At 47.2% G+C, this 21,495-nt stretch carries 22 protein-coding genes; 11 read left to right on the top strand and 11 right to left on the bottom strand.

What is annotated here, in order from left to right:
- From htpX to dnaA, 9 genes are all read right to left on the bottom strand, one after another.
- A complete protein-coding gene (gene htpX / locus DL94_RS0112490; protein ID WP_037371876.1) occupies positions 1 to 849 on the bottom strand; it encodes a zinc metalloprotease HtpX in 849 nt (282 codons plus the stop codon).
- A complete protein-coding gene (locus DL94_RS0112485) occupies positions 842 to 1,564 on the bottom strand; it encodes a TerC family protein (protein ID WP_028130444.1) in 723 nt (240 codons plus the stop codon). Before DL94_RS0112485 ends, htpX begins: the two co-directional genes overlap by 8 nt.
- Before the next feature lie 228 nt (positions 1,565 to 1,792).
- Positions 1,793 to 3,787 carry a DNA topoisomerase (ATP-hydrolyzing) subunit B gene (gene gyrB / locus DL94_RS0112480; RefSeq protein ID WP_028130443.1) on the bottom strand — a complete coding sequence of 665 codons (1,995 nt, stop codon included), beginning with the start codon at positions 3,785 to 3,787 and terminating at the stop codon, positions 1,793 to 1,795.
- A gap of 21 nt (positions 3,788 to 3,808) precedes the next feature.
- Entirely contained in the window at positions 3,809 to 4,126 is a 318-nt protein-coding gene (gene remB, locus DL94_RS14900) for an extracellular matrix regulator RemB (RefSeq protein ID WP_051586452.1), read from the bottom strand.
- Between the two features lie 13 nt (positions 4,127 to 4,139).
- Complete coding sequence (locus tag DL94_RS0112470; RefSeq protein WP_028130442.1) at positions 4,140 to 5,090, bottom strand: DciA family protein; 951 nt, start codon at positions 5,088 to 5,090, stop codon at positions 4,140 to 4,142.
- A gap of 4 nt (positions 5,091 to 5,094) precedes the next feature.
- Positions 5,095 to 6,198: a DNA replication/repair protein RecF gene (gene recF, locus DL94_RS0112465; RefSeq protein WP_028130441.1), complete on the bottom strand. Its 1,104-nt coding sequence runs from the start codon at positions 6,196 to 6,198 to the stop codon at positions 5,095 to 5,097.
- Positions 6,198 to 6,419 carry an RNA-binding S4 domain-containing protein gene (locus DL94_RS0112460; protein WP_197020759.1) on the bottom strand — a complete coding sequence of 74 codons (222 nt, stop codon included), beginning with the start codon at positions 6,417 to 6,419 and terminating at the stop codon, positions 6,198 to 6,200. The genes recF and DL94_RS0112460 overlap by 1 nt, the downstream gene beginning before the upstream one ends.
- 11 nt (positions 6,420 to 6,430) lie before the next feature.
- The gene (dnaN, locus tag DL94_RS0112455; protein WP_028130439.1) at positions 6,431 to 7,543 is read right to left on the bottom strand and encodes a DNA polymerase III subunit beta; all 1,113 of its coding nucleotides are present in this window, start codon (positions 7,541 to 7,543) and stop codon (positions 6,431 to 6,433) included.
- 280 nt (positions 7,544 to 7,823) lie between these two features.
- Positions 7,824 to 9,239, bottom strand: a complete 1,416-nt coding sequence (gene dnaA, locus DL94_RS0112450; protein ID WP_028130438.1) for a chromosomal replication initiator protein DnaA — start codon at positions 9,237 to 9,239, stop codon at positions 7,824 to 7,826.
- A 456-nt stretch (positions 9,240 to 9,695) separates the two neighbouring features.
- Between dnaA and rpmH the strand changes: the two genes are divergently transcribed.
- The 10 genes from rpmH to DL94_RS0112405 all read left to right on the top strand — a co-directional run bounded on the left by rpmH (position 9,696) and on the right by DL94_RS0112405 (position 18,071).
- Entirely contained in the window at positions 9,696 to 9,830 is a 135-nt protein-coding gene (rpmH, locus tag DL94_RS0112445; protein WP_014425951.1) for a 50S ribosomal protein L34, read from the top strand.
- 82 nt (positions 9,831 to 9,912) lie between these two features.
- Positions 9,913 to 10,269 carry a ribonuclease P protein component gene (gene rnpA / locus DL94_RS0112440; protein WP_028130437.1) on the top strand — a complete coding sequence of 119 codons (357 nt, stop codon included), beginning with the start codon at positions 9,913 to 9,915 and terminating at the stop codon, positions 10,267 to 10,269.
- A gap of 30 nt (positions 10,270 to 10,299) precedes the next feature.
- A complete protein-coding gene (gene yidD / locus DL94_RS15710) occupies positions 10,300 to 10,497 on the top strand; it encodes a membrane protein insertion efficiency factor YidD (protein ID WP_369793732.1) in 198 nt (65 codons plus the stop codon).
- A gap of 51 nt (positions 10,498 to 10,548) precedes the next feature.
- On the top strand, positions 10,549 to 11,223 hold the full coding sequence (locus tag DL94_RS0112435) for a YidC/Oxa1 family membrane protein insertase (protein WP_028130436.1): 675 nt from the start codon (positions 10,549 to 10,551) through the stop codon (positions 11,221 to 11,223).
- On the top strand, positions 11,223 to 12,005 hold the full coding sequence (gene jag / locus DL94_RS0112430; protein ID WP_028130435.1) for an RNA-binding cell elongation regulator Jag/EloR: 783 nt from the start codon (positions 11,223 to 11,225) through the stop codon (positions 12,003 to 12,005). The genes DL94_RS0112435 and jag overlap by 1 nt, the downstream gene beginning before the upstream one ends.
- A 79-nt stretch (positions 12,006 to 12,084) precedes the next feature.
- The gene (gene mnmE, locus DL94_RS0112425) at positions 12,085 to 13,461 is read left to right on the top strand and encodes a tRNA uridine-5-carboxymethylaminomethyl(34) synthesis GTPase MnmE (RefSeq protein ID WP_028130434.1); all 1,377 of its coding nucleotides are present in this window, start codon (positions 12,085 to 12,087) and stop codon (positions 13,459 to 13,461) included.
- A gap of 30 nt (positions 13,462 to 13,491) precedes the next feature.
- The gene (gene mnmG / locus DL94_RS0112420; protein ID WP_028130433.1) at positions 13,492 to 15,387 is read left to right on the top strand and encodes a tRNA uridine-5-carboxymethylaminomethyl(34) synthesis enzyme MnmG; all 1,896 of its coding nucleotides are present in this window, start codon (positions 13,492 to 13,494) and stop codon (positions 15,385 to 15,387) included.
- Complete coding sequence (gene rsmG / locus DL94_RS0112415) at positions 15,380 to 16,096, top strand: 16S rRNA (guanine(527)-N(7))-methyltransferase RsmG (RefSeq protein WP_028130432.1); 717 nt, start codon at positions 15,380 to 15,382, stop codon at positions 16,094 to 16,096. Before mnmG ends, rsmG begins: the two co-directional genes overlap by 8 nt.
- Positions 16,097 to 16,172: 76 nt before the next feature.
- Positions 16,173 to 16,991: a hypothetical protein gene (locus tag DL94_RS0112410; protein WP_028130431.1), complete on the top strand. Its 819-nt coding sequence runs from the start codon at positions 16,173 to 16,175 to the stop codon at positions 16,989 to 16,991.
- A gap of 123 nt (positions 16,992 to 17,114) precedes the next feature.
- Positions 17,115 to 18,071, top strand: a complete 957-nt coding sequence (locus DL94_RS0112405) for a hypothetical protein (RefSeq protein ID WP_028130430.1) — start codon at positions 17,115 to 17,117, stop codon at positions 18,069 to 18,071.
- Positions 18,072 to 18,211: 140 nt separating this feature from the next.
- On the opposite strand, the gene DL94_RS16620 is transcribed toward DL94_RS0112405, so the two are convergent.
- The gene (locus tag DL94_RS16620) at positions 18,212 to 18,343 is read right to left on the bottom strand and encodes a type I toxin-antitoxin system Fst family toxin (RefSeq protein ID WP_156031864.1); all 132 of its coding nucleotides are present in this window, start codon (positions 18,341 to 18,343) and stop codon (positions 18,212 to 18,214) included.
- A gap of 160 nt (positions 18,344 to 18,503) precedes the next feature.
- Between DL94_RS16620 and DL94_RS0112400 the strand changes: the two genes are divergently transcribed.
- Positions 18,504 to 19,511, top strand: coding sequence for a hypothetical protein (locus tag DL94_RS0112400; RefSeq protein WP_028130429.1), 1,008 nt, complete (start codon positions 18,504 to 18,506; stop codon positions 19,509 to 19,511).
- 559 nt (positions 19,512 to 20,070) lie between these two features.
- On the opposite strand, the gene DL94_RS0112395 is transcribed toward DL94_RS0112400, so the two are convergent.
- Positions 20,071 to 21,186 carry an IS110 family RNA-guided transposase gene (locus DL94_RS0112395; protein WP_028130428.1) on the bottom strand — a complete coding sequence of 372 codons (1,116 nt, stop codon included), beginning with the start codon at positions 21,184 to 21,186 and terminating at the stop codon, positions 20,071 to 20,073.
- Between the last annotated feature and the right edge of the window lie 309 nt (positions 21,187 to 21,495).

The raw sequence follows: 21,495 nt of genomic DNA, 5'->3' as shown, positions 1-21,495 counted from the left end.
TTATCTGCCGTTAGCCTGAGCACGCAGGCGGGCGATACGTTCGCTGGTCTGCGGATGCGTGCTGAACAGCCTGCTCATGGTAGAACCAATACCGCTGAACGGATTGATGATAAACATGTGCGCCGTGGCCGGCGTGGCATCACTCATCTGGCGGCCATTCAAGGCATAATACTCAATTTTTTCCAAGGCATCAGCCAGATAATTGGCATTGCCGCAAATTTCGGCACCATCATGGTCAGCCTCATACTCCCGGGAACGGGAAATCGCCATCTGAATGAGACTGGCAGCCAAAGGAGCTAACAGGGCCATGACGAGCGCTGCAATCGGATTACCGCCTTCATCATCATCACTGCGGCCGCCGAAGAAGGCAAAGAACTGGGCCGTATAAGTGATAACCGTAGCCATCATGGCCGCAATCGTGCCCGTCAGGATATCACGGTTCTTGACATGAGCCAGTTCATGCCCGAGGACGCCGGACAACTCATTATAATCTAAAGCCCGCATAATCCCCGTGGTTACCGCCACAGCCGCATGGGACGGATTACGTCCCGTAGCAAAGGCATTCGGCGTATCTTCATTGATGATGTACACACGGGGCATAGGCAGCTGCGCATTGGCAGCCAGATTCTCTACCAGACCGTATAACTGCGGTGCGTCATCCCGGCTTACTTCCTGGGCGTTGTACATCTTAAGCACCACCGAATCACTGAACCAGTAGGAAAAGAAGTTCATACCCAGGGAAATCATCAGCATGACCATCATGCCGCCCTTGCCGCCCACGAGGCCGCCGATAAAAATCATAATGGCACCTAACAGCACCATCAGCATTAAGGTTTTCAGGTTATTCATTATCCGTCACTCCTAACTTTTCTTCTTTCTCATAACGCTTGTTCAAATAATAACCAAGTCTCAGAACAATTGCCACAAAGCATATCTTCATTTCCAGTTCATAGGGAGCAAAGTACATGCCCAGGCCCTTATCGGCCACCATCAGAGCCGCTGCCGTCCAGCCCAGGATAGCTGCACCGCCATAGATAAGAGCAGGTACCTTCTGCATGAGTTTCAGGAATACCTGCGCCCCAAAGAGCACAATAGGAATGGAAATCAACAAACCACAAATGATAAGGCTCCACTTGCCCTCGGGCACAGTGTTGGCCACACCGGCCAAAGACAGGATATTATCAATACTCATGATGAAATCAGCCACGAGAATCGTCCGCACAGCTGCGCCAAAGCTGGCCGGAGCTGCACCGCCTTCCTTATCGCCGTCCTTGTGGTCCGTCAGCAGTTTCACCGCGATGTAGAGCAGCGCCACACCGCCGACAAACTCGATATAAGGAGCTGCCAGCACGCTGGTAGCAAAAAGCGTACATACAATGCGGATAAACACCGCACCGAAACCACCGATAAAAATCGCCTTTTTGCGATTATGTGCCGGCAGATTCTGGCAGGCCAGCGCAATGAGAATGGCATTGTCACCTGAGAGCAGAATATCCAACAGCAAAATCCCGGAAAATGCCGCCAGCCACTCGGGGCTGAACATTCCTGCAAATATAGATTCCATATCTTTCGTCAATCTCCTTTTTCTACACAAAAATCAATATACAAAAAGACCTTGCCTTACACTTCGCCCACAGGCTGCTGTAAGACAAGGTCTCGCTTACTAAATATAGCCGGTCATACCGGGTGCTGCGCACCGTACTGACGATATCTGACCGTTCAGCTACTCCCCTTGTACGGGATTCATACGCTTAGTTTACCATAACCAAGCGAAATGTCAATTAAAAATATATTAAATATCGAGGTTGCGCACCAATTTGGCGTTTTCTTCGATAAACTGACGGCGCGGTTCTACCTTATCGCCCATGAGGATGGTAAAGAGTTCGTCGGCAGCTTCGGCATCGGCCATTTCCACGCGCAGCATGGTGCGTCCGGCAGGGTCCATGGTTGTTTCCCAAAGCTGTTCCGGGTTCATTTCGCCCAGACCTTTGTAGCGCTGGACGGTGCTGCCATCACGGCCGACTTCTTCCAGTTTCTTGGCCAGTTCCTCATCGCTGTAGGTGTACCAATGCTTTTTGCCCTTGCGAATCTGGTAGAGAGGCGGCTGGGCAATGAATACGTGGCCGTGTTCAATCAACGGTTTCATATAGCGATAGAGGAAGGTCAGGAGCAGCGTACGGATATGGGCACCATCAACATCGGCATCTGTCATGATGATGATTTTACCATAACGGCGCTTGGCCAGGTCAAACTCGTCACTGATACCAGTACCAAAAGCCGTAATCATGGTACGGATTTCGGCGTTGGCAAAAATCTTATCAAGACGTGCCTTTTCGACGTTCAGAATCTTACCACGCAGCGGCAGAATGGCCTGGAAACGACGGTCACGGCCCTGCTTGGCAGAACCGCCTGCCGAGTCACCCTCGACGAGGTAAATTTCGGCCATTTCCGGGTCCTTGACGGAGCAGTCAGCCAGCTTACCGGGCAGGCTGGAAACCTCCAGGGCATTTTTACGGCGCGTCAGTTCGCGGGCCTTACGGGCAGCCTCACGGGCGCGGGCAGCCATGATGGCCTTTTCGATAAATTTCTTGGTGATGACCGGGTTTTCCTCGAAGTATTCGGACAGACCTTCCGTCACGATGGAGTCCACAATGCCACGGACTTCACTGTTGCCGAGCTTGGTCTTGGTCTGGCCTTCAAACTGCGGGTCACGCACTTTCAGGCTGATAACCGCCGTCAGACCCTCACGGACATCATCACCGGAAAGATTGCCGTCCTTATCTTTGAGGATATTTTGTTTACGGGCAAAGTCGTTGGCCGCACGTGTCAGCGCCAGTTTAAAACCGGCCAGGTGCGTACCGCCTTCTTCGGTGTTGATATTATTGACAAAGGAGTAGATATTCTCCTGATAGCTGTCATTGTACTGCAGGGCAATTTCTACCACAGTATCGTCTTTGGTACCGTTGAAGTAAATCGGCTCCGGATTGATTTTTTCCTTTTTGCGGTTGAGGTGTTCCACAAAGGAGCTGATACCGCCCTCAAAGTGGAAGGTATCGCTGCGCAGTTCTTCACCGCGCTCATCATTTAACACAATGGTGATGCCGTGGTTCAGGAAGGCCAGCTCACGCAGACGATGTTTCAACGTATCAAAGCTGTAAGTGGTCACAGAGAAAATTTCCGGGTCCGGTACGAAATGTACACGGGTTCCCGTGATTTCCGTTTCCCCGGTAACATGGAGTTTTTCCACGGTTTCACCGCGCTTGAAGGAAATCTCATGAATCTTGCCGTCACGCTTAACCTGAACTTCCATAGAAGTGGACAAAGCATTAACAACGGACACACCTACACCGTGCAGACCACCGGATACCTTATAGCCGTCACCGCCGAACTTACCGCCGGCATGCAGTACCGTCAGTACTACTTCTACGGCCGGCATGCCGCTTTCATGCATGTCGACAGGGATACCACGGCCGTTATCGGTAACGGTAATACTATTATCCCGATGGATAGTTACATCAATTTTATCGCAGTAACCGGCCAAAGCCTCGTCGATAGAGTTGTCCACGACTTCATACACCAAATGATGCAGGCCGCGTTCCGAGGTGCTGCCGATGTACATGCCCGGACGCATGCGAACAGCCTCCAGCCCTTCCAGAATCTGAATCTGTTCGGCACCGTAATCTGCATCTACTGCCGTTACCTCGGCACTGCTCTCATCGGTATGGATTTCTACACCGCTGGTGTCCACCGTATCATCAAGCTCCAGATTTTCGTTATCATTTGCCATGAATATTCTTCGCTCCCATCATCAAAGCTCTGCCTCTTCCGCCACAAGTTCGGAAAGGTCCTTATCACTATCCATTGTATCGTAAATCATCTGCGACCGCCGCTTTAAAGTCCACGGTGAAATAGCCGACAGATAAGTTTTGTCATCAGTAATAATCAGGGACTTGCGCGCCCCGTCATTGTTCTTTATTTCAGCCGGCAAGGTGTTTACCAGGCGGCCTGCCGCCTGTTCCCTATTCAAAAATTCACTGCCTGTTCCCTTGGCAAAGATAGCATAATCATGAATAGCCACCACTTCCTTGGTGCGCACAGATATGCCATTACCCAAATGGAGAAACATCACTTGCCTCCTTCTAACTGCCTTGCCTGCGTTTACCCAGTTTTATCACATCGTAGCGCCGGGGTGCTTTATAATCACGTGGCCGATGCAGGTCAAACCGCAAATCATAGATTGTTCTGGTGATATTATCTTCGTTCAGCTGCTCCGGCGGCAAACAGCGATAAAGCATAACCAGGGTTTTGGCCTTCATGCTTTTGGTATCACCGGCCTCCACTTCCGCGGCCAGCTGCTGTACCATTGCGGCCCGCTGTTCATTGATGATTTTTGGGGTACACAGAGGCACAAATTCGTGCACTTCCTTGTACCTTGCCCAAGGCATATCTCTGAGCACCTGTCGTACAGCGGCTGTCACCTGCTCCCGTTCCCTGCGGCTGCATTCCGGACACAGTCTGGACTCCGGCTCCATCAGCCGGCCGCACTCCGGGCATTTTTGCCAATTGCTCTGCTGTCGCAGCTTTTGCATTTGCAGGTATTTGCGGTAGACATTGCCGGCAGCTGTGCCAATTTCCGCGTCACTGGCCTGGGCAGCCAGCTGTTCAGCCTGCTGCATTTCCACGGGTGACAAGGGAACTTTACGCCGCTGGGCACCGAGATTTTCCTCTTTTTCCTGCTGAGCCAGCCTGATTTCCTCCAGCCCCTCAGTATCGGCTTTATCCCAACGCTTGCCGAAAACCACCTTGGTTATCATCTTTTGCCCGGCAAAGTTATTGACCTGCTGGACTATCTGCGGCATCATCATCTGCAATTCATTGCGCAGGGCAGCATTATCGCTATAGAGATACAGTACATCCTTGCGAATCCCCTGCACCTCCGTATTGCGGGCAATAAACTCCCCCACAATATCCGGCCAATGCCAAAGTACCCAGTGCATATAGTACTTCAATTCTGCCGGCTTGCCCATATGGTGGATGGTCTTTTTGATAATGGTGTCCGGACGTTCCAGTCCCGGTGTACGCCTTGCCATGCTGTTACCTCGTAATCACCCCGGCCGCCACCCGGTAATAAGTTCCGATTTTCTCGGCCGGGAAATAGGCCTCGTCTGTGGCTGTAATCATAGTCTGAATCCGCTCATGACGAATGAATTCCAGTAACTTTGTCCGCCTTGATACATCAAGTTCACTCATCACATCGTCCAGCAGCAGTACAGGATATTCCCCCGTTTCCGAGCGTAAAAATTCGAGCTCGGCTAATTTAAGAGACAATACACCAGTACGCTGTTGTCCCTGTGAGCCGAAGGAACGCAGATTTATCCCATTTACGGTCAAAATTATATCGTCCAAATGCGGCCCACGACCGGTGGAACCACGCATAATGTCCACCTGACGATGTGCAACAAGCTCTTTATTATACCATGAAACCAGGTCATTTGTCACATTTTCCCCAGCGGCCCCATGTATGTCATAGGTAATTGCCAGATTCTCGATGTTGCCGGAAATACGCCGCTGCATTAGGTTAGCCAGCATATTTAATTTTTTTACCGCCGCCAGACGCTTGGTGACGATTTTAACCGCACTATCAACCAGCTGGGTGTCCCACAGTTCCAGCATATCTATAGTGGCCTGCCGTTCCCGGATTTTTTTCAGCAGATTATTGCGCTGCGTGATGATTTTCCCATATTTATTCAACTCATGGTAATAAGCCGGACTGGCCTGGCTTATTTCTCCGTCCAAAAAACGCCGGCGTCCTGCCGGCGCTCCCTTGATGAGAAATAAATCCTCCGGGGAAAACAACACTGTATTAAGATTCCCGACCAGTTCCTTGGGCCGGATGGGATGTTCATTTAAAAGTATACGGCGCCGTTTGTTTTGGCTGAATTGAAAATCCAGCCTGTTCTGCACCCCGAGGCGGTCAAAGTCCAAAGAAATACTGCCGCCCGGCATTTCCCAGCTGATTAAGTCATTATCAGTACTGGTGCGATGGGAACGTCCCAAAGAGGCATAGTAAACAGCCTCTATCACATTGGTCTTGCCCTGGGCATTAGGCCCCAGAAAAACATTGATATTGGGGTCAAATGTCAGTTCCAGCGAATAATAGTTCCGATAATTTCTTAAGCGTAATGTATAAATATGCATTACTTCACCCGCCAGGCCCCCATGCCCTCGATTTCGATGACGTCACCAGCGTGCAGCTTGCGGCGCCGGGCGCTTTCCTTCTCACCATTGCGTTTGATGAGACCGTCGGCCAGCAGGGCCTTTACTTCTCCGCCGGACGCCAGCACACCAGCCCATTTGAGAAACTGATCCAGCTGAATTTCTTCCGTTTCTATTTCCACATCGATAATAGCTGCTGCCATATAAATCCTCCTTAGTGAGCCGTACGTACCGGCGTTACCACATAGATAAAGGCATCATAATGCTCTTCGCGGATGGTGATGGGGGAGAGTGGCTGCGTCAGACGCAGTTCACACTTATTGCTGTCTATATTCTTCATCACATCGATGATGTACTGGGCATTGAAAGCAATGGTGATATCCGGGCCTTCGATAGAGGCCGGAATGGTTTCCACAGCATTACCCACATCGGGGTTATTGGAAGAAATCACCAGCTGGGAATTGGCAAATTCTAATTTGATGACATTGTAATCGCCTGACCGGGAAATAAGGGAAACACGGTCAACAGCGGCATTGAATTCCGCCGAGTCCAGTGTTACCAAAGTGGTGTGATTAGCCGGAATAACATTGTTGTAATCCGGGAATGCCCCTTCAATCAGACGGGAAGTCATGTAGAGATTATCAAAGGCAAAGCTGATTTGATTGAAATTGCAGCTTACATGAACATCTGACGGGATTTCCGATGTCATATTGTGCAGCAGTTCCTGCAAAATCAGCGACGGAATGATGACTTTAATATTGCCGAGCTCGTCATTTAACTGTTCATATTTAACAGCCAGTCTGTGCATATTCGTAGCTGCCATGGTGATTTTGTTGTCAGCAACTTCCAGGGAGCAGCCGGTGAATACAGGACGGGATTCATCTTTGGAGCAGGCAAATACTGTTTTCTTAATTAAAGAACGCAGTACATTATCTTTAATTGTGAAATCTACCGTGCTTTCGATTTCTTTGATGGTCGGGAATTCGGCAGCGTTCATGCTGAGCAGGGTAAAATTGGCCTGTCCTGAAGTTATATTGACGATTTTTTCAGTACGGTTATAACTGAGTGTCAGGCTATCCCCAGGCATTTTGCGGATAACTTCGAGTAAATAACGGCCACCAAGGGCAATTTGCCCGGATTCCTCAACTTCGGCAGGTATCTTGTTTATCAGGCCTATCTCATTATTGGTGGCTTGCATCTCTAAGATACCATTCTCTGCTCTCAGAAAAATACCAGAGAGGATGGGCGTTTGGGGTTTAGAGGCTATGGCCTTGGTGACGATCTGCAGGGCATTGACCATTTCGCTTTTGGAACAGGTTATTTTCATCTTGGATAGACCCTTTCTTTTTTTTAATATTACTCTCTAAATATATAAATAAATAGCCGTAGTAGTAGTAGGCCCTGTGGAAATGTGGAAAAGCCTGCTGCGCTTATTGGTTATCGACAGATTAGCTGTTAGTAATTTGTTTATAACTAGAGGGGAGGTTATCCACATAATCCACGGTGATAATCTCCCCTGCTTTTTATCCACATTTTATTGACAAGAAAACCATCTGGCTTTCCACAAGGTTATCCACGGCATGCCTGTTGACAGGCTGTACTGCGTCTTAGACCTTCTGGACGCGTTCTATCAGCTCGTTGAGGATAGAGTTAAGATTGCTGTCGCTTTCCTTTTCCTGGCTGACTTTTTCAAAGGCGTGAATGACGGTAGTATGGTCACGGCCGCCAAAGAACTGGCCAATCTGTGGCAGGGACGTATCAGTCAGGGAGCGGCACAGGTACATGGCAATCTGCCGTGGGTAGGCAATGGTGCGTGTCCGCTTTTTGGACTGCAGGTCCTCAACCTTAATTTTGAAGTAGGAGGCAACAATTTCCTGAATGACATCCATCGTAATTTCCTTGGTCTTGCCTGAGGGCAGAATGTCTTTCAGGGCCTCGGCTACCAGGTCGGTGTTCATCGGCCGCTTGGTCAGGGAGGCGTAGGCTGCCACCTTGGTCAAGGCACCTTCCAGCTCACGAATGTTGCTGTCGATGCGGCTGGCGATGTAAACCAGTACATCATCAGGCACACTGTAATGGTCGCTTTGGGCCTTGGTCTTTAAAATGGCGATGCGTGTTTCGAGGTCCGGTGCCTGAATATCCGTCGTAAGTCCCCATTCAAAACGGGAACGGAGGCGTTCTTCTAAGCGTTCCACTTCCCGGGGCGGCCTATCGGAGGACAGGATAACCTGTTTTTGGGCATCATAAAGGGTGTTAAAGGTATGGAAGAATTCTTCCTGTGTACTGGTTTTGCCGGAAATAAACTGAATATCGTCAATCAGCAGCACATCGATGTTGCGGTACTTCTGACGGAACTTATCCGACGTACCCTGCTGAATGGCCTGAATGATTTCGTTGGTAAACTGTTCACTGGATACGTAGAGTACGCGCATATCCGGATGATTTTTCAGTACCCGGTTGCCAATGGCATGCATGAGATGGGTTTTGCCCAGACCTACACCGCCGTACATAAAGAAGGGGTTGTAAGTCTTGCCGGGTTTATCGGCTACGGCCATGGCAGCCGCATGGGCAAAGTTATTGGACTTGCCGGTTACGAAAGTATCAAATGTATATTTAGGATTGAGTGATGAATTATCGCCTGGGGCGACAATATGAGTTTCAGCTGCAGTTTCAGCGCTGTTATCGCCCTCGGTAAAGAGACTGCCCTGATTGGGATTGTCTTTATTGCTCCGGCTGCTGGCCACAACATGTGTGGTTTCGGCAGGTGTTTCTTCGGCAACTACCGTAAAGGTTATGTTTTTTTGTGCTCCCAGTACCTCACTGACAGCATCTTCAATAAATGTCTGATAGTGACCTGCTATCCATTCCTTGGCCATTTCGGTCTGGGTACCAAGAACGAGTTCAGAATCGGAGAGGGAGAGGGGCTGGATGGGGTTGAGCCAATTAAAAGCCGAGGGGGCGAGCTGTTCCTTCATGCTATCTAAAATCTGTGCCCAAACAGCTTGCAGCTGTGATTGCTCCATGTATTAAGTTCCTTTCTGCGTATAGAATTAGAAAAAAGTTTCCACAAGTGCATAAAATTATCCACATTATTATCCACAGTTGTGGATAAATGAAGGTTTCCGCAGGAGAGAGGCGGCAAAATGGGATAAAAAGGCGGGAGTCAAATACTCCCGAAAAATACGTCTTGTAGAGTTTTCCGCAAAATTATCAACAATATCTTATCAAAATAATTCGGAGTTATCAACAGTTTTTCCGTGGATAAGCTGATAAAAACGAAAATTATCCCCAGATTGACAGCAAAAATAAGTGGATAAAATATTGACACCACACAGGGCTTAGGCTATAATTCATAGTGATTCTTAGCGCGAGGATGCAAATTTCCTGCGAATGAGAGCTTAGATTAGCAATTTCTGATGCCTTGCTTCTATACGACAGAGAATATCAGAATAAAAACAGGTTAAGGAGGTGTTTACCGAATGAAAATGACTTTTCAGCCGAACAACCATTGGAGAAAGAAGACTCATGGCTTCCGTGAGCGCATGAAGACGAAGGGCGGCCGTCTCGTTTTGAAGAGAAGACGCCAGCGTGGCAGAAAGAAGCTTTCGGCATAAATTTTACAGCAAGGTCACTTAGCGGTGACCTTTTTTCTTAGTTTAGTAACGATTTTTTAGATAGATTTTGGTGAATTTAGGTATGTTTACATTACCGCGACGGCGAATGCTGAAGCGCCGCAATGACTTTCAGTTGGTGTACCGTAAGGGTAAGTCCCTGGCCAACCGCTACTTTGTTCTCTATGTATTTGAAACGGAGCAGCTGGCTGGCAAGGTGGGGTTTGCCGCTGGAAAAAAGCTGGGCTGTGCGGTGAAACGTAACCGTGTGAAACGGCTGCTGCGCGAAAGCTATCGCCTGCACAGTCATGAACTGCGCCCGGGAATAGCCTTGTTATTGGTGGCCCGGCGGCCCATGCTGGATGTGAAATGCAACGTGGTGGAAAAGGCCTTCCTTTCCCTGGGGAAAAAGGCAGGGATTTTCTGTAAAGATAAGGAATAGGAAATCGAGGTTAAAGCAGTGAAGAAACTAATGCTGCTCTTAATTTGGGGATATCAGGTTTTTATATCACCATTGAAACCACCTACTTGCCGTTATATTCCGTCCTGTTCGGAGTATGCACGGCTTTCCATTGAGAAATATGGAGCCTGGCGCGGAGGAAAGCTGGCCTTAAAGCGCATTTTGCGCTGCCATCCCTGGCATCCTGGAGGCTACGACCCCGTGCCGTAAAAGGCATTATATATATGTTGTTGTCTTTTGATTAGATTAGGACGTGATGGTTTGGAATTTTTTAGTACGTTATTTTCTCCGATTGAAAGTCTTTTACGTTTTGTGCTCGAAACGCTGTTTGCCATTACCAGTGCAGCCGGCTTTGCCAGCTATGGTTGGGCTATTGTGTTGTTGACTATCATCATTAAGATGATTTTGTATCCGCTGACGGTTAAGCAGGTCAAGTCCATGAAGGCCATGCAGGAACTGTCTCCGAAGATGAAGAAAATCCAGGAAAAATATAAGGATAATCCGCAGATGATGCAGCAGAAAATCGGTGCCCTGTATAAGGAAGCCGGGGTTAATCCGCTGGCTGGCTGTCTGCCGCTCTTGATTCAGATGCCGATTCTTATGGGTATGTACTATTCGCTGTATAATTTTACGTATCCGTCGGAGGCCTCGGCTGTATTTTTATGGATGCCGAATATGTCTGAACCTGACCCCTTGTATATTCTGCCGGTGTTGTCCGCACTGACAACTTTCCTGCAGCAGAAGATGACGACTACGGAAATGAATCCGCAGATGAAGATGATGATGTTCATCATGCCGCTCTTTATCGGTTGGATCAGCATAAACTTCCCGTCCGGTCTGGTTCTTTACTGGGTAACGATGAACGTGGTGCAGATTGCACAGCAGTGGTGGATGTACCGTGGTGAAAACACGGCACCGAAAAAGGAGGCCGCTTAATGGCACAAGTGGTAGAATCTAAGGGCAAAACCATTGAAGAGGCCTTGGACAATGCCCTTAAGGAACTGGGGTGTACGGCTGGTGATGTCGATTACGAAGTGCTGGCAGAACCCTCCAAGGGACTCTTTGGTATTTTCGGTGTAAAACCGGCACACCTGCGTGTGACGAAAAAGGCACCGGCTGTGGTCAAGGAAAACACAGAAGTAACGCCTGTAGAACCAGTAATGGCAGAAAAAGCTGCCGAGCCGGCAGAGGCTGTGTCTGAACCTTGTGCAGTTCCTGCTGAGGAACAGTTGCAGCGTGCCGAGCAATTCTTCCAGGATGTATTTGCTGCTATGCATATCGAAGTACAGTGGCAGCGCCGTGACACCAGTGAAGGTGTGGTTTACGACCTGATAGGTGATAACCTGGGGATTTTGATCGGCAAGCATGGCCAGACACTTGATTCCCTGCAGTATCTGGTAAATCTTACGGCTAACCGCGGTAACGCGGAAAACCGTGTGCATATCATTTTGGACATTGAAGGTTATCGCGCCCGCCGCGAAGAAACCTTGATGCGCCTGGCAGGACATTTGGCAGAGAAGGCCTGCCGTATCGGTGATGAGGTTCATTTGGAACCTATGAATCGCCATGAGCGCAAGATTATTCACATGGCATTGCAGGATAACCGCCGTGTGTCGACCTATAGTGCCGGTGATGAACCGCGCCGCTATGTGGTCATTGCTCCCCGTCGCCGCCGTCGCCGTCGCGATTATGACCGGGAGAATTACGGAGAAGAATAAGTATTGCTATAGCAAGAGAGCTGTGAAAGGGCTGTCTCATTATTGAGGCTGCCCTTTTACGTTATGAGAAGGTGAATTTATGCAAGGAGATACCATCAGCGCCATTGCTACCGCTCAGGGCGAGGGCGGTATAGGCATTATCCGTCTCAGCGGCGGTGAGGCACTAACCGTGGCTGACAAAATGTTCCGGCCGGCCAGTGGCAAAAGCATTTTAGATTATCCCAGCCATCGGGCTGTATATGGCACGGTAGTGGATGAAGAAGGACGTACCGTTGATGAAGCCATGGCCATAATAATGAAGGCACCGCATTCCTATACCAGGGAAGATGTGGTAGAGCTGCAGTGTCATGGCGGTGTAATGCCGCTGCGCAAGACACTGGCCCTGACCTATGCATATGGGGCGAGGCCGGCAGAGGGCGGTGAGTTTACCAAACGGGCTTTTCTCAACGGACGGCTGGATTTATCGCAGGCGCAGGCGGTTATGGATATTATCACGGCCAAAACTGACAGGTCATTAAAAATGGCCACGGGGCATTTGACAGGTCAGTTTTCAGCACAGATAAAGGAATGGCGTCATGAAATACTGGGACAGATTGCCCATTTGGAGGCGGCCATCGACTTCCCCGAAGATGAAGTCGATGATGTGGTTACGGAAGAGGTAAGTGACAAAGTCAGCGAAGTACGTCAAAACATTGCAAAGTTCCTCAAAACTGCTGGTACAGGCAGAATATTACGGGAGGGGCTGATGACTGCCATCGTGGGCAAGCCGAACGTAGGCAAATCCAGTCTGTTAAATGCCCTGCTGCAGGAAGAACGGGCCATCGTTACCGATATTCCCGGTACAACCCGTGATTCCATTGAAGAATACGCCAATGTGGGCGGCGTGCCGCTGCGTATCATTGATACTGCCGGTATTCGTGCTACCGAGGACGTCGTGGAACGAATCGGCGTGGAGAAGGCCCGGCAGATGGTAAACGAGGCGGCATTGGTTCTGGCCCTGTTTGACGGGTCAAGGCCGCTGGACAAGGAAGATGAAGAAATACTGGAACTGCTGCAGGGCCGGGAGGCCATTGTTCTGTTAAACAAGAGCGATTTAGCGCCAGTGGTTACAGCTGCAATGCTGCAAAATAAGACTAAGACTGCAGTGCTGGAAATATCCACCAAGGAACAACATGGACTGGACGCCTTGACGGCGGCTATCCAGGATAAGGTCTACGGCGGCCAGGTAATGACTGATGAAGGCAGTTTTGTCAGTGATGAACGCCAGGCCAATATCCTGCGGCAGGCTGACAGCCACTTAGCGGCAGCCCTAAATACCATTGAGGCCGGCATGGGACTCGATTTTATCTCCATCGACCTGCGTTCGGCCTGGGAAAAATTAGGCGAAATCACCGGTGAAACAGTGGGTGAGGATATAATTGATGAGATATTCTCCAAGTTCTGTATTGGTAAATAAAGAAGGTTAAGGAAAATGGATAATAAAAATGTGTTTGTAGCTGGCAACTATGATGTAATAGTGGTAGGAGCCGGCCATGCTGGTGTCGAGGCGGCTTTGGCGGCTGCCCGTATCGGCTGTAATACCTTGCTGACGACGCTGTCCATGGACAATATCGCCATGATGCCCTGCAATCCTTCCGTGGGCGGTCCGGCCAAGGGGCATCTAGTGCGTGAGCTCGACGCCTTAGGCGGTGAAATGGGGGTAAATGCCGATAAGACCTGCATTCAGTTCCGTATGTTAAATACAGGCAAGGGCCCGGCTGTACATGCCCTGCGTGCGCAGGCGGATAAAAAACTTTATCAGTTCACGATGAAGGAAACTTGTGAGAACACGGAAAATCTGGACGTTAAACAGCTGCTTATCGATAAACTGCTGGTAGAAGATGGCAAGGTTACTGGCGTACAGTCGGAAACCGGGGAAATATATCAGGCCAAAGCTGTCATTATGGCCACAGGCACCTATCTAAAGGGACGTATTATCATTGGTGAACATACCTATGAGGGAGGCCCGGCCGGGCAGCGGGCGGCGGTGAAATTCTCCGATTCCATCAAAGAGGCCGGCGTCAAGCTGATGCGCTTTAAGACGGGTACGCCTGCCCGGGTAGATGCACGGACACTGGATTACAGCAAAATGGAAATTCAGCCCGGTGACACAGCCTGCCGTAACTTTTCCTTTATGAGTGATGAAGTCACACGCGAGCAGATTCCCTGTTATCTGACCTACACAAATGAAGAAACTCATAAAATCCTGCGGGACAATATGGAACGGGCACCGATGGCCAATGGTATCATCGAAGGTATCGGCCCCCGTTACTGCCCGTCAATTGAAACTAAAATCCTGCGTTTCCCGGACAAGGAACGCCATCAGCTGTTCTTAGAGCCGGAGGGCCGTCATACCAATGAGGTCTATGTGCAGGGTATGTCCACGTCTATGCCCATGGATGTACAGCTCGAATTTCTGCGTACCATTCCTGGCCTGGAAAACGCCAAGGTTATGCGTGCCGGTTATGCCATAGAGTATGACTGCATTGACCCTACACAGTTGAAACCAACTTTGGAATTTAAAAATATTCAGGGGTTCTTCTCTGCCGGACAGGCCAATGGCACATCAGGCTATGAAGAGGCGGCGGCGCAGGGGATTATCGCCGGTATCAATGCCGCCATGTTTATTAAGGGCGAAGAACCACTTATCTTAAAACGCAGTGAGGCTTATATCGGCGTACTTATTGATGATTTGGTGACCAAGGGCACCAATGAACCTTACCGTATTATGACCAGCCGGGCGGAATACCGCCTGCTGCTGCGGCAGGATAATGCTGACCAGCGCCTGACACCCTTAGGACGCAGAGTCGGACTCGTAAAGGACGACCGCTGGGCAAGATTTACAGCTAAGCAGACGGCTATTAAAGAGGCGCTGGCTTTTTTGGAAAACAACAGTATCAATCCCACGCAGGAAATTACGGATAAGCTGACTGGAGCCGGCATTGATCCCATTCGCAATGCCACGAGTTTTTATGATTTATTGCGCCGTCCGGCTGTGGACTATGATAAACTGGCTGGTTTATTTGACCTGCCGGAACTGGCTCCGGAGGTCAAGCAGCAGGTGGAAATCACTATCACCTACGAAGGCTATATCAAAAAACAGCTGGAACAGGTGGAACGTATGGAAAAGCTGGAGGAAAAACTCCTGCCGGAAAATCTTAATTATGATGATGTGCCCAGCCTGCGCGATGAAGGACGGGAAAAGTTAAAGGCTATCCGTCCCCGTTCCGTAGGACAGGCCAGCCGTATCAGCGGCGTGTCGCCGGCAGATATCTCCGTTCTGCTTATCTGGCTGGAACAACAGCAGCGCCTAAAGGCCGGGGAGGGGAAAGCAGATGTTTAAGGAAGAGCTGCAGAAAGCAGCTGCTGAGTATGGCATTAACCTTACGGAAACGCAGATAGCGCAGTATAATCGTTATTTTGAACTGCTTATCGAGTGGAATGAAAAGATAAATCTTACCGCCATCACCGCACCTAAGGACGTAGCTATCAAGCATATAATTGACAGCATTACGGCCTATGATGCTGCTTTATTTCAGGCAGGAACCACCGTTATTGACGTAGGTACCGGCGCCGGCTTTCCGGGCCTGCCCTTAAAGATTTTCTGTCCGGAAATAAAGCTGACATTGATGGACTCCCTCAATAAGCGCATTAAGTTCCTGCAGACGGTAGTCGAGGAATTGGGCTTAAAGGACGTAGAATGCGTCCATGCCAGGGCTGAAGAAGGGGCGCGTAATAAAAAATATCGCGAGTCTTTCGATATCGCCGTGTCTCGGGCAGTGGCCAGACTGCCCATTCTCTGTGAGTACTGCCTGCCCTTTGTAAAAAAAGGCGGTCATTTCATCGCTCTTAAAGGCATGCAGTATAATGATGAGGCGGAGGAGGCCGTTAAGGCCATCAAGGTCATGGGCGGCAGCAGTACGGAAATCCGTCCTGTAAAACTGCCGGAAATCGACGATAAACGGGCGGTCATTATTATCAATAAGACCATGCCGACACCCAAAACATATCCACGTAAAGCTGGTACGCCCACAAAAAATCCCATAGTGTAAAAGCAGGAAAAGCCCCTATTCAGCGCGAATAGGGGCTTTATAGTATACTAATATACTTTAGGGAAGGGGGAGTCAAATGCTGATAGGATATATTTTGCTGGTACTGATGTTCATTATTTTTCGCTTTTTTTATCATATATTGCCTAAAAAAAGTTCGCGTGGCAATCTTATGAAAGCTGTAAAAAAAGATTTGTTTAGTCTTTATGATTACGCCAAAAAAATAATTTTTTTCCATCCGCGCTTAGTCAAAGTTATTATCGCCTTTATTATAATTCTTTTTATTTTGCCGCTTATACCAATTAAATATGGAATAATATGCATTATAGACGATGTAATGAATGCGATAATGTATTTTCTATTGGTTATTGTATTTGCGCCGCAGGAAGATTTATCGCGCAAGGAGTTTCCTATAGAGATTTTTGGTTTTACCTATTCTGTTATATTTATGTTTTACAGTATGGGCGTAGTGGTATTTGATATTTTTTACATGAATGATTTTTTTAAGGAAGATATGTGGATTTATGGATATAGCATTACGCTGATGTCGTATTTCGTTTGTGTAGCTACTTTAAGAAGATTTATGGAAAGAGATTTATCCCGTGAGGAAATTGTTTTATTGGGAATGATTATGCTCACTACCATGGAATTCATTACTTATTACGGGGTGGGGTTTTTCAGCGGAATAAATGGATATAATCCTCAGGATTTTGAGGCAAATATTTTTGGTGATATTGCTAAGGTTATCAATCAGGGAATATTTGTTGCATCGCAAAGCCAAATTTTGGATAGAAACACGATGGAAATAGTTGGATATATTGTTCTTAACGGCACTGATGTGTTGACTGTTACGGCTGTATTTGGCTATTTAGTGCAAAAATTTATCGAAATCCGCTAATATGATTAGGGGGGATAAAAGAGAGATATTTATATAATGGCGAACTGCCAATATGAAGTTTTGCCTATGGCAAAACTGGAACAACTGCGTTATAAGTATTAGCGTAAAAAGGAGTGAGTGATTATGTGGAAAAAGTTAATCGCCGCCGCTGGCTGCAGCATGCTTTTATGGGGCTGCAGCCCGGCTATGGCCGCCGAAATCCAGCCGGATGTTATGTGGGCGTACAAAGAGGCCTATATGGCAAATATCAATGATGAGCGGATGGTCGATACCGATATTGATTTATTCGGCCCTAACTATCATTGGGAACTTGATGCCAGCGGCAAGGTTTTGCGTGACGGCAGTATGCGCTGGTGCGGTAATATGAGCTGGGATTATACTGCCAAAGATAATAAAACCACCAGTCATGAGGATATACCGTTTTATCTGGAGCAGGATAAAGGCGTAATGACGATTTACTCCCAGCGCAAGAGTAAATGGAGCAAGATAACACTGCCGGGACTGCCCACGGAGCTTGCAGCAGCCTGGCGGAATGGCGCAGTAGATTTATTTAATGAAAGTTTGCAGGCGGTAAAAAATATTTCATTGGTAAATACAAATGAAAAAATGCAGGGATTCCGTATCGTTATGGACGCCGGTAAGATGATAGAGGTATCACAGAAATATGCAATGGCTGATACCAGTAAAATGCCTGCTGATAAGAAAGAGCAGCATGACAAAATGTTGGCTGGTCTGGTGCAAAGTTTGACCGGTACGGAAATAACGGTAGACTGGGTGGTGAACAAGGCTAACCATAAAACAGTTACGATTAGCACTGATTTAACCCCGTTGATCAGAGGCTATGCTAAAGGTGTTATCAAGGAAATGGCTGCCGGAACCGTGAAATTGAGTGCTGAAGAACGGGAAACTATGGAATCCTTAGGCTATTTCAGTGAATTGAAGTTCTATCTTACTTATGCAGGCTCAAAACAACAGGATAAATTGAATATCCCTGCAGATGTGCGCAAAAATGCTGTGTCTTTAATGAATTTGGCTGATATTCAAAAAGGCGTAGCAGAGGCAGCGGAAAAGAAAAAGTGAATATATCTATCAGTATGGTGTTGTATTAAACTTGCATTAGATTATGCGGAATGGTATAATTATGGTACGATATAGAAACAACAGATATACGAACCCCCCCAGGAGGACCAGTCCTGGGGGGGTTCTGTACTACTTTGCTGTTAGTGGTTTAACCAGTAGTTGAAAAGTTCAACTAATATTCCTACTATCAGCGGAGCGAGTATCAACTCCACGAATGTCTGAAACAACAGATATACACCTCCTCTCAATAGGAGATAAATATATTTTATCATAATGTATTTGTGGAGTGTAGTAAAATTTTAAATTTATGGATAAAGTAGCTGTAATATATAAAAATGGACTTTTGCGAAAATTTAGGATATAATATAGAATACAGGAAAATTTGTAATGGGAACTGTTGATTACAAAGGGAGTTGTAGGGAGGCAGTATAAATGAAGAAGAGGATTTGTGCTATAGCATTGGTAATGGGAATTTGTGTATCTGGGGGGCAGACTCTAAATACTGATTGCAATTCCTATGCTTTTTTTACGAAAGCAGAGGCTAGGGCGTCTTTAGCGGCTGCAGACCGGGAGATGAAAAAGGAAAAGAACTATGAGCCATCGGACATATATAAGCGTGCTCATCATATAATATATCCTAATGGCAGAGTGCCAAAAGACCAGCGTACTCGCATTGCTGTAGTCATCAATGGCGACGAACAGATTGTTGTTGAAGATAGGGTAAAAAATCGTATATATAGCAAGTTGAGGGCAAAATTTTCACCAGAGGAGTTTGCCTTAATGAAAGGGACAGATGTAAAAACTTCGTTGTTGCAGATGGAAGAAGATAAATTCTATGATAACAGACCATCTTCGTCAATAAGTACGAATCGACAACCATATCGTTCAGCAAGTGGATTTAGTATTGCATCTGTAGCTGGTACTGTAGCAGGTGCTGTTATAGCGCATAATAGAGGTCAAAGCGAAATAAATGGAGCCCTCATAGGAGCTGCGGCAGATACCCTTATTAGTGGCAATGGAAGTAACAATGAAAATAGTACGACAACATCTATTACATCGCGTACTGATGTTGACCAAATGCCAGTTGGAATACAGCCTAGGGGATTTGCAGATTTGCGGCGTGAAGATTTTGTAGAAGTTGGCCGTAAATATGGTTATGATTATTTATTTGTTGTAACCATGAATGTAGGTATGCTTAAACATGAGAAACATGGCTTTGTGTTGTTTAATTCAACAACAAATAAGGGAAACATTTGGGTGCGTGTACGTTTAGTAGACGTAAATAAAGGTGATTATGCTTATAGAAATGATATTGTAACAGCAGGATCTACGCATGGTTCTAATTTTAGTGGTAGTGGGGTTAACGGACGGCTAATGGAAAAGGCTGTCGATAAAGCTATGACAGAGGCTATGAACGATATCGCTATAGAAATTGAATAAAAGTAGTGATTATATTTGATGTAATGATATTATCACTAACAGATACGAAAGTCTGTTGACGAAAATGTCAACAGACTTTTGTTAAATTGCAGTTTGACGGTTAAGTAGTTCTTAAAAGTATCCCGTTAATACATGCATGGGGTTCACGGGGGAGTGATTTTTCTGCCTCCGCTGAACGGCACACCTAGCAAAATAGCACTGTCCAGTTACCTGCGCTGGGCAGGCCAACGGCGCTACTTTCAGCGTAGTTGCTTAGCTGCGTACTACAGTGTGCCGGCCTTCGCTGCGCTGTTATGTAGTGACCTTTGTCAAGCACCGATTTCTATCTCTGCCAAAAGGCATTTTGAAAAGACCTTAGATAACATAGTTCCCGGCATTGCCACTCTGTTATACGTGGATTGGTTACCTCAGTGTAATGGTTTCGCCGTAAGTGCTACTATCTCAGATCGTGAATCACATTTCATTGTGTCAACTCAGCGCAGTCGTAGATCACTAAACATTGCTCAGCTATGCCAAAGTCTTTTCAAGATACCTTTCAGCAGTTTATAAATTACTTTAGTCAGGCGATATGTTCTGTCATCATCCCCCAGATAAAGCAAGCCAATTCTCGTGCCACTGCTGTTACGGCTACGTTATGCTTCTTATTATTTTTCAAAACCATGTGGTAATATTTTCTTCTCAAACGCTCATTGGCTTTATCTGCATATCCTATCGTTTCTGTCGTATTGCCGTATTGACGTGCTTTTAGGGCTTTTGATTTATAGCCTATGCGTCCCCGTCCGTAACATTGTGCGGCTTCAGTCAACAATCTTCTCAGATGACTATTTCCTGCCTTTGTTATACTTGTACGATTTTGCTTTTCACCACTGGATTTCTCCCCGGGGACAAGACCTAGAAAGGCTGCGTACTGGTTTGCTTTTGCAAAGCGCGCAAAGTCACCGCTTTCTACCACTAATGCCAGCGCGGTATGTGTACGTATACCAATCAAGCTGGAAAGTTTCTTCACCTTGTCAGCATACGAAGTTCCACCAGCGAGTTCTTCGATTCTTCTGTCAAATCTTTCCAGCTTGTTCATAAGGCTCTGGTAGGTTTGGATATATTCGTCCAATATCTCGCGCATTAAAGCATCCATTTCAAGGCTTCTCAGCCAAGCAATATGCTTCAATGTCCAATAAGTTTTGCCACCTGTGTAGCGAAAATCGTAACGCAGGCAGAATGCCGTAATTTGCTGCTTTACCGTTTTTAAGGCACGTTTATGAGCATCTCTCATGCGGATATATTCTTTCGTATTAGAATCTTCCTTGGTGGGGATATATACCGCACGATATGTGTTGAATGCGAGACAGCGTGCAATTTTCATTGCATCACGTTTATCCGTCTTGATTTCATTTTTCTTATAAATGGGCATAGTTGTTGGCGCAAGGATAGTGCAGTCCACACCATGGTCTGTCAGTTGATGGTAAAGGCTATACCCCAAACAGCCAGCCTCATAGCCACAGCGAAATTCACATGGTTCACCGATGTTTTCCTGAACTTTGGCAAGATACTTCAAGATTTCCATATAGTCTGGCTCTATCTGAACTGTTGCAAAGCATCTGTCATTTTCTACCATGTAGCAGGAAAGCGTGTAATTTGAAGAGTGGACATCCATCCCGACATATACTATACTTTTCATAAGTGACCTCCATTTGTATGCGGTAAATCCTGTTGATTTGGTTATATTTGTATCATACAGGTAAATCCACGATGCTTGCAATTGGAGGTCACTACATATTATCTCAGGCAGTCGCTCCCCGCATAAAAATCACTCCCCCGTTCGCCCCCAGCTAAGGTATTTACAATTGCTACGAACCCGTTGCTCCCGTTACAAGAACATCGATGTACTTGTACCCTGTCACTGCGAGAGAATCATTTTATACGGGCGTTGCTTAGGGCGGAGGTGGTGATGCTTTTCGCAGTGGAACGACTGTCCGAACGCAGTGAG

The organism is Selenomonas sp. AE3005 (genome assembly GCF_000686945.1).
Taxonomy (GTDB): Bacteria; Bacillota; Negativicutes; order Selenomonadales; family Selenomonadaceae; genus Selenomonas_A.
Note: the sequence above shows the minus strand (reverse complement) of the source record. Positions and strands in the feature narration are given on the sequence as shown.

Bases quoted from the DNA above. Each gene is read 5' to 3' on its own strand.
- recF (WP_028130441.1), bottom strand. From the start codon at position 6,198: ATGCATATTTATACATTACGCTTAAGAAATTATCGGAACTATTATTCG.
- htpX (WP_037371876.1), bottom strand. From the start codon at position 849: ATGAATAACCTGAAAACCTTAATGCTGATGGTGCTGTTAGGTGCCATT.
- DL94_RS0112395 (WP_028130428.1), bottom strand. From the start codon at position 21,186: ATGAAAAGTATAGTATATGTCGGGATGGATGTCCACTCTTCAAATTAC.
- rnpA (WP_028130437.1), top strand. From the start codon at position 9,913: ATGTTTACATTACCGCGACGGCGAATGCTGAAGCGCCGCAATGACTTT.
- rpmH (WP_014425951.1), top strand. From the start codon at position 9,696: ATGAAAATGACTTTTCAGCCGAACAACCATTGGAGAAAGAAGACTCAT.
- DL94_RS0112460 (WP_197020759.1), bottom strand. From the start codon at position 6,419: ATGGCAGCAGCTATTATCGATGTGGAAATAGAAACGGAAGAAATTCAG.
- mnmE (WP_028130434.1), top strand. From the start codon at position 12,085: ATGCAAGGAGATACCATCAGCGCCATTGCTACCGCTCAGGGCGAGGGC.
- jag (WP_028130435.1), top strand. From the start codon at position 11,223: ATGGCACAAGTGGTAGAATCTAAGGGCAAAACCATTGAAGAGGCCTTG.
- DL94_RS0112485 (WP_028130444.1), bottom strand. From the start codon at position 1,564: ATGGAATCTATATTTGCAGGAATGTTCAGCCCCGAGTGGCTGGCGGCA.
- DL94_RS0112470 (WP_028130442.1), bottom strand. From the start codon at position 5,090: ATGGCAAGGCGTACACCGGGACTGGAACGTCCGGACACCATTATCAAA.
- DL94_RS16620 (WP_156031864.1), bottom strand. From the start codon at position 18,343: ATGATAAAATATATTTATCTCCTATTGAGAGGAGGTGTATATCTGTTG.
- rsmG (WP_028130432.1), top strand. From the start codon at position 15,380: ATGTTTAAGGAAGAGCTGCAGAAAGCAGCTGCTGAGTATGGCATTAAC.
- yidD (WP_369793732.1), top strand. From the start codon at position 10,300: ATGCTGCTCTTAATTTGGGGATATCAGGTTTTTATATCACCATTGAAA.
- remB (WP_051586452.1), bottom strand. From the start codon at position 4,126: ATGTTTCTCCATTTGGGTAATGGCATATCTGTGCGCACCAAGGAAGTG.
- DL94_RS0112405 (WP_028130430.1), top strand. From the start codon at position 17,115: ATGTGGAAAAAGTTAATCGCCGCCGCTGGCTGCAGCATGCTTTTATGG.
- gyrB (WP_028130443.1), bottom strand. From the start codon at position 3,787: ATGGCAAATGATAACGAAAATCTGGAGCTTGATGATACGGTGGACACC.
- DL94_RS0112400 (WP_028130429.1), top strand. From the start codon at position 18,504: ATGAAGAAGAGGATTTGTGCTATAGCATTGGTAATGGGAATTTGTGTA.
- DL94_RS0112410 (WP_028130431.1), top strand. From the start codon at position 16,173: ATGCTGATAGGATATATTTTGCTGGTACTGATGTTCATTATTTTTCGC.
- dnaN (WP_028130439.1), bottom strand. From the start codon at position 7,543: ATGAAAATAACCTGTTCCAAAAGCGAAATGGTCAATGCCCTGCAGATC.
- dnaA (WP_028130438.1), bottom strand. From the start codon at position 9,239: ATGGAGCAATCACAGCTGCAAGCTGTTTGGGCACAGATTTTAGATAGC.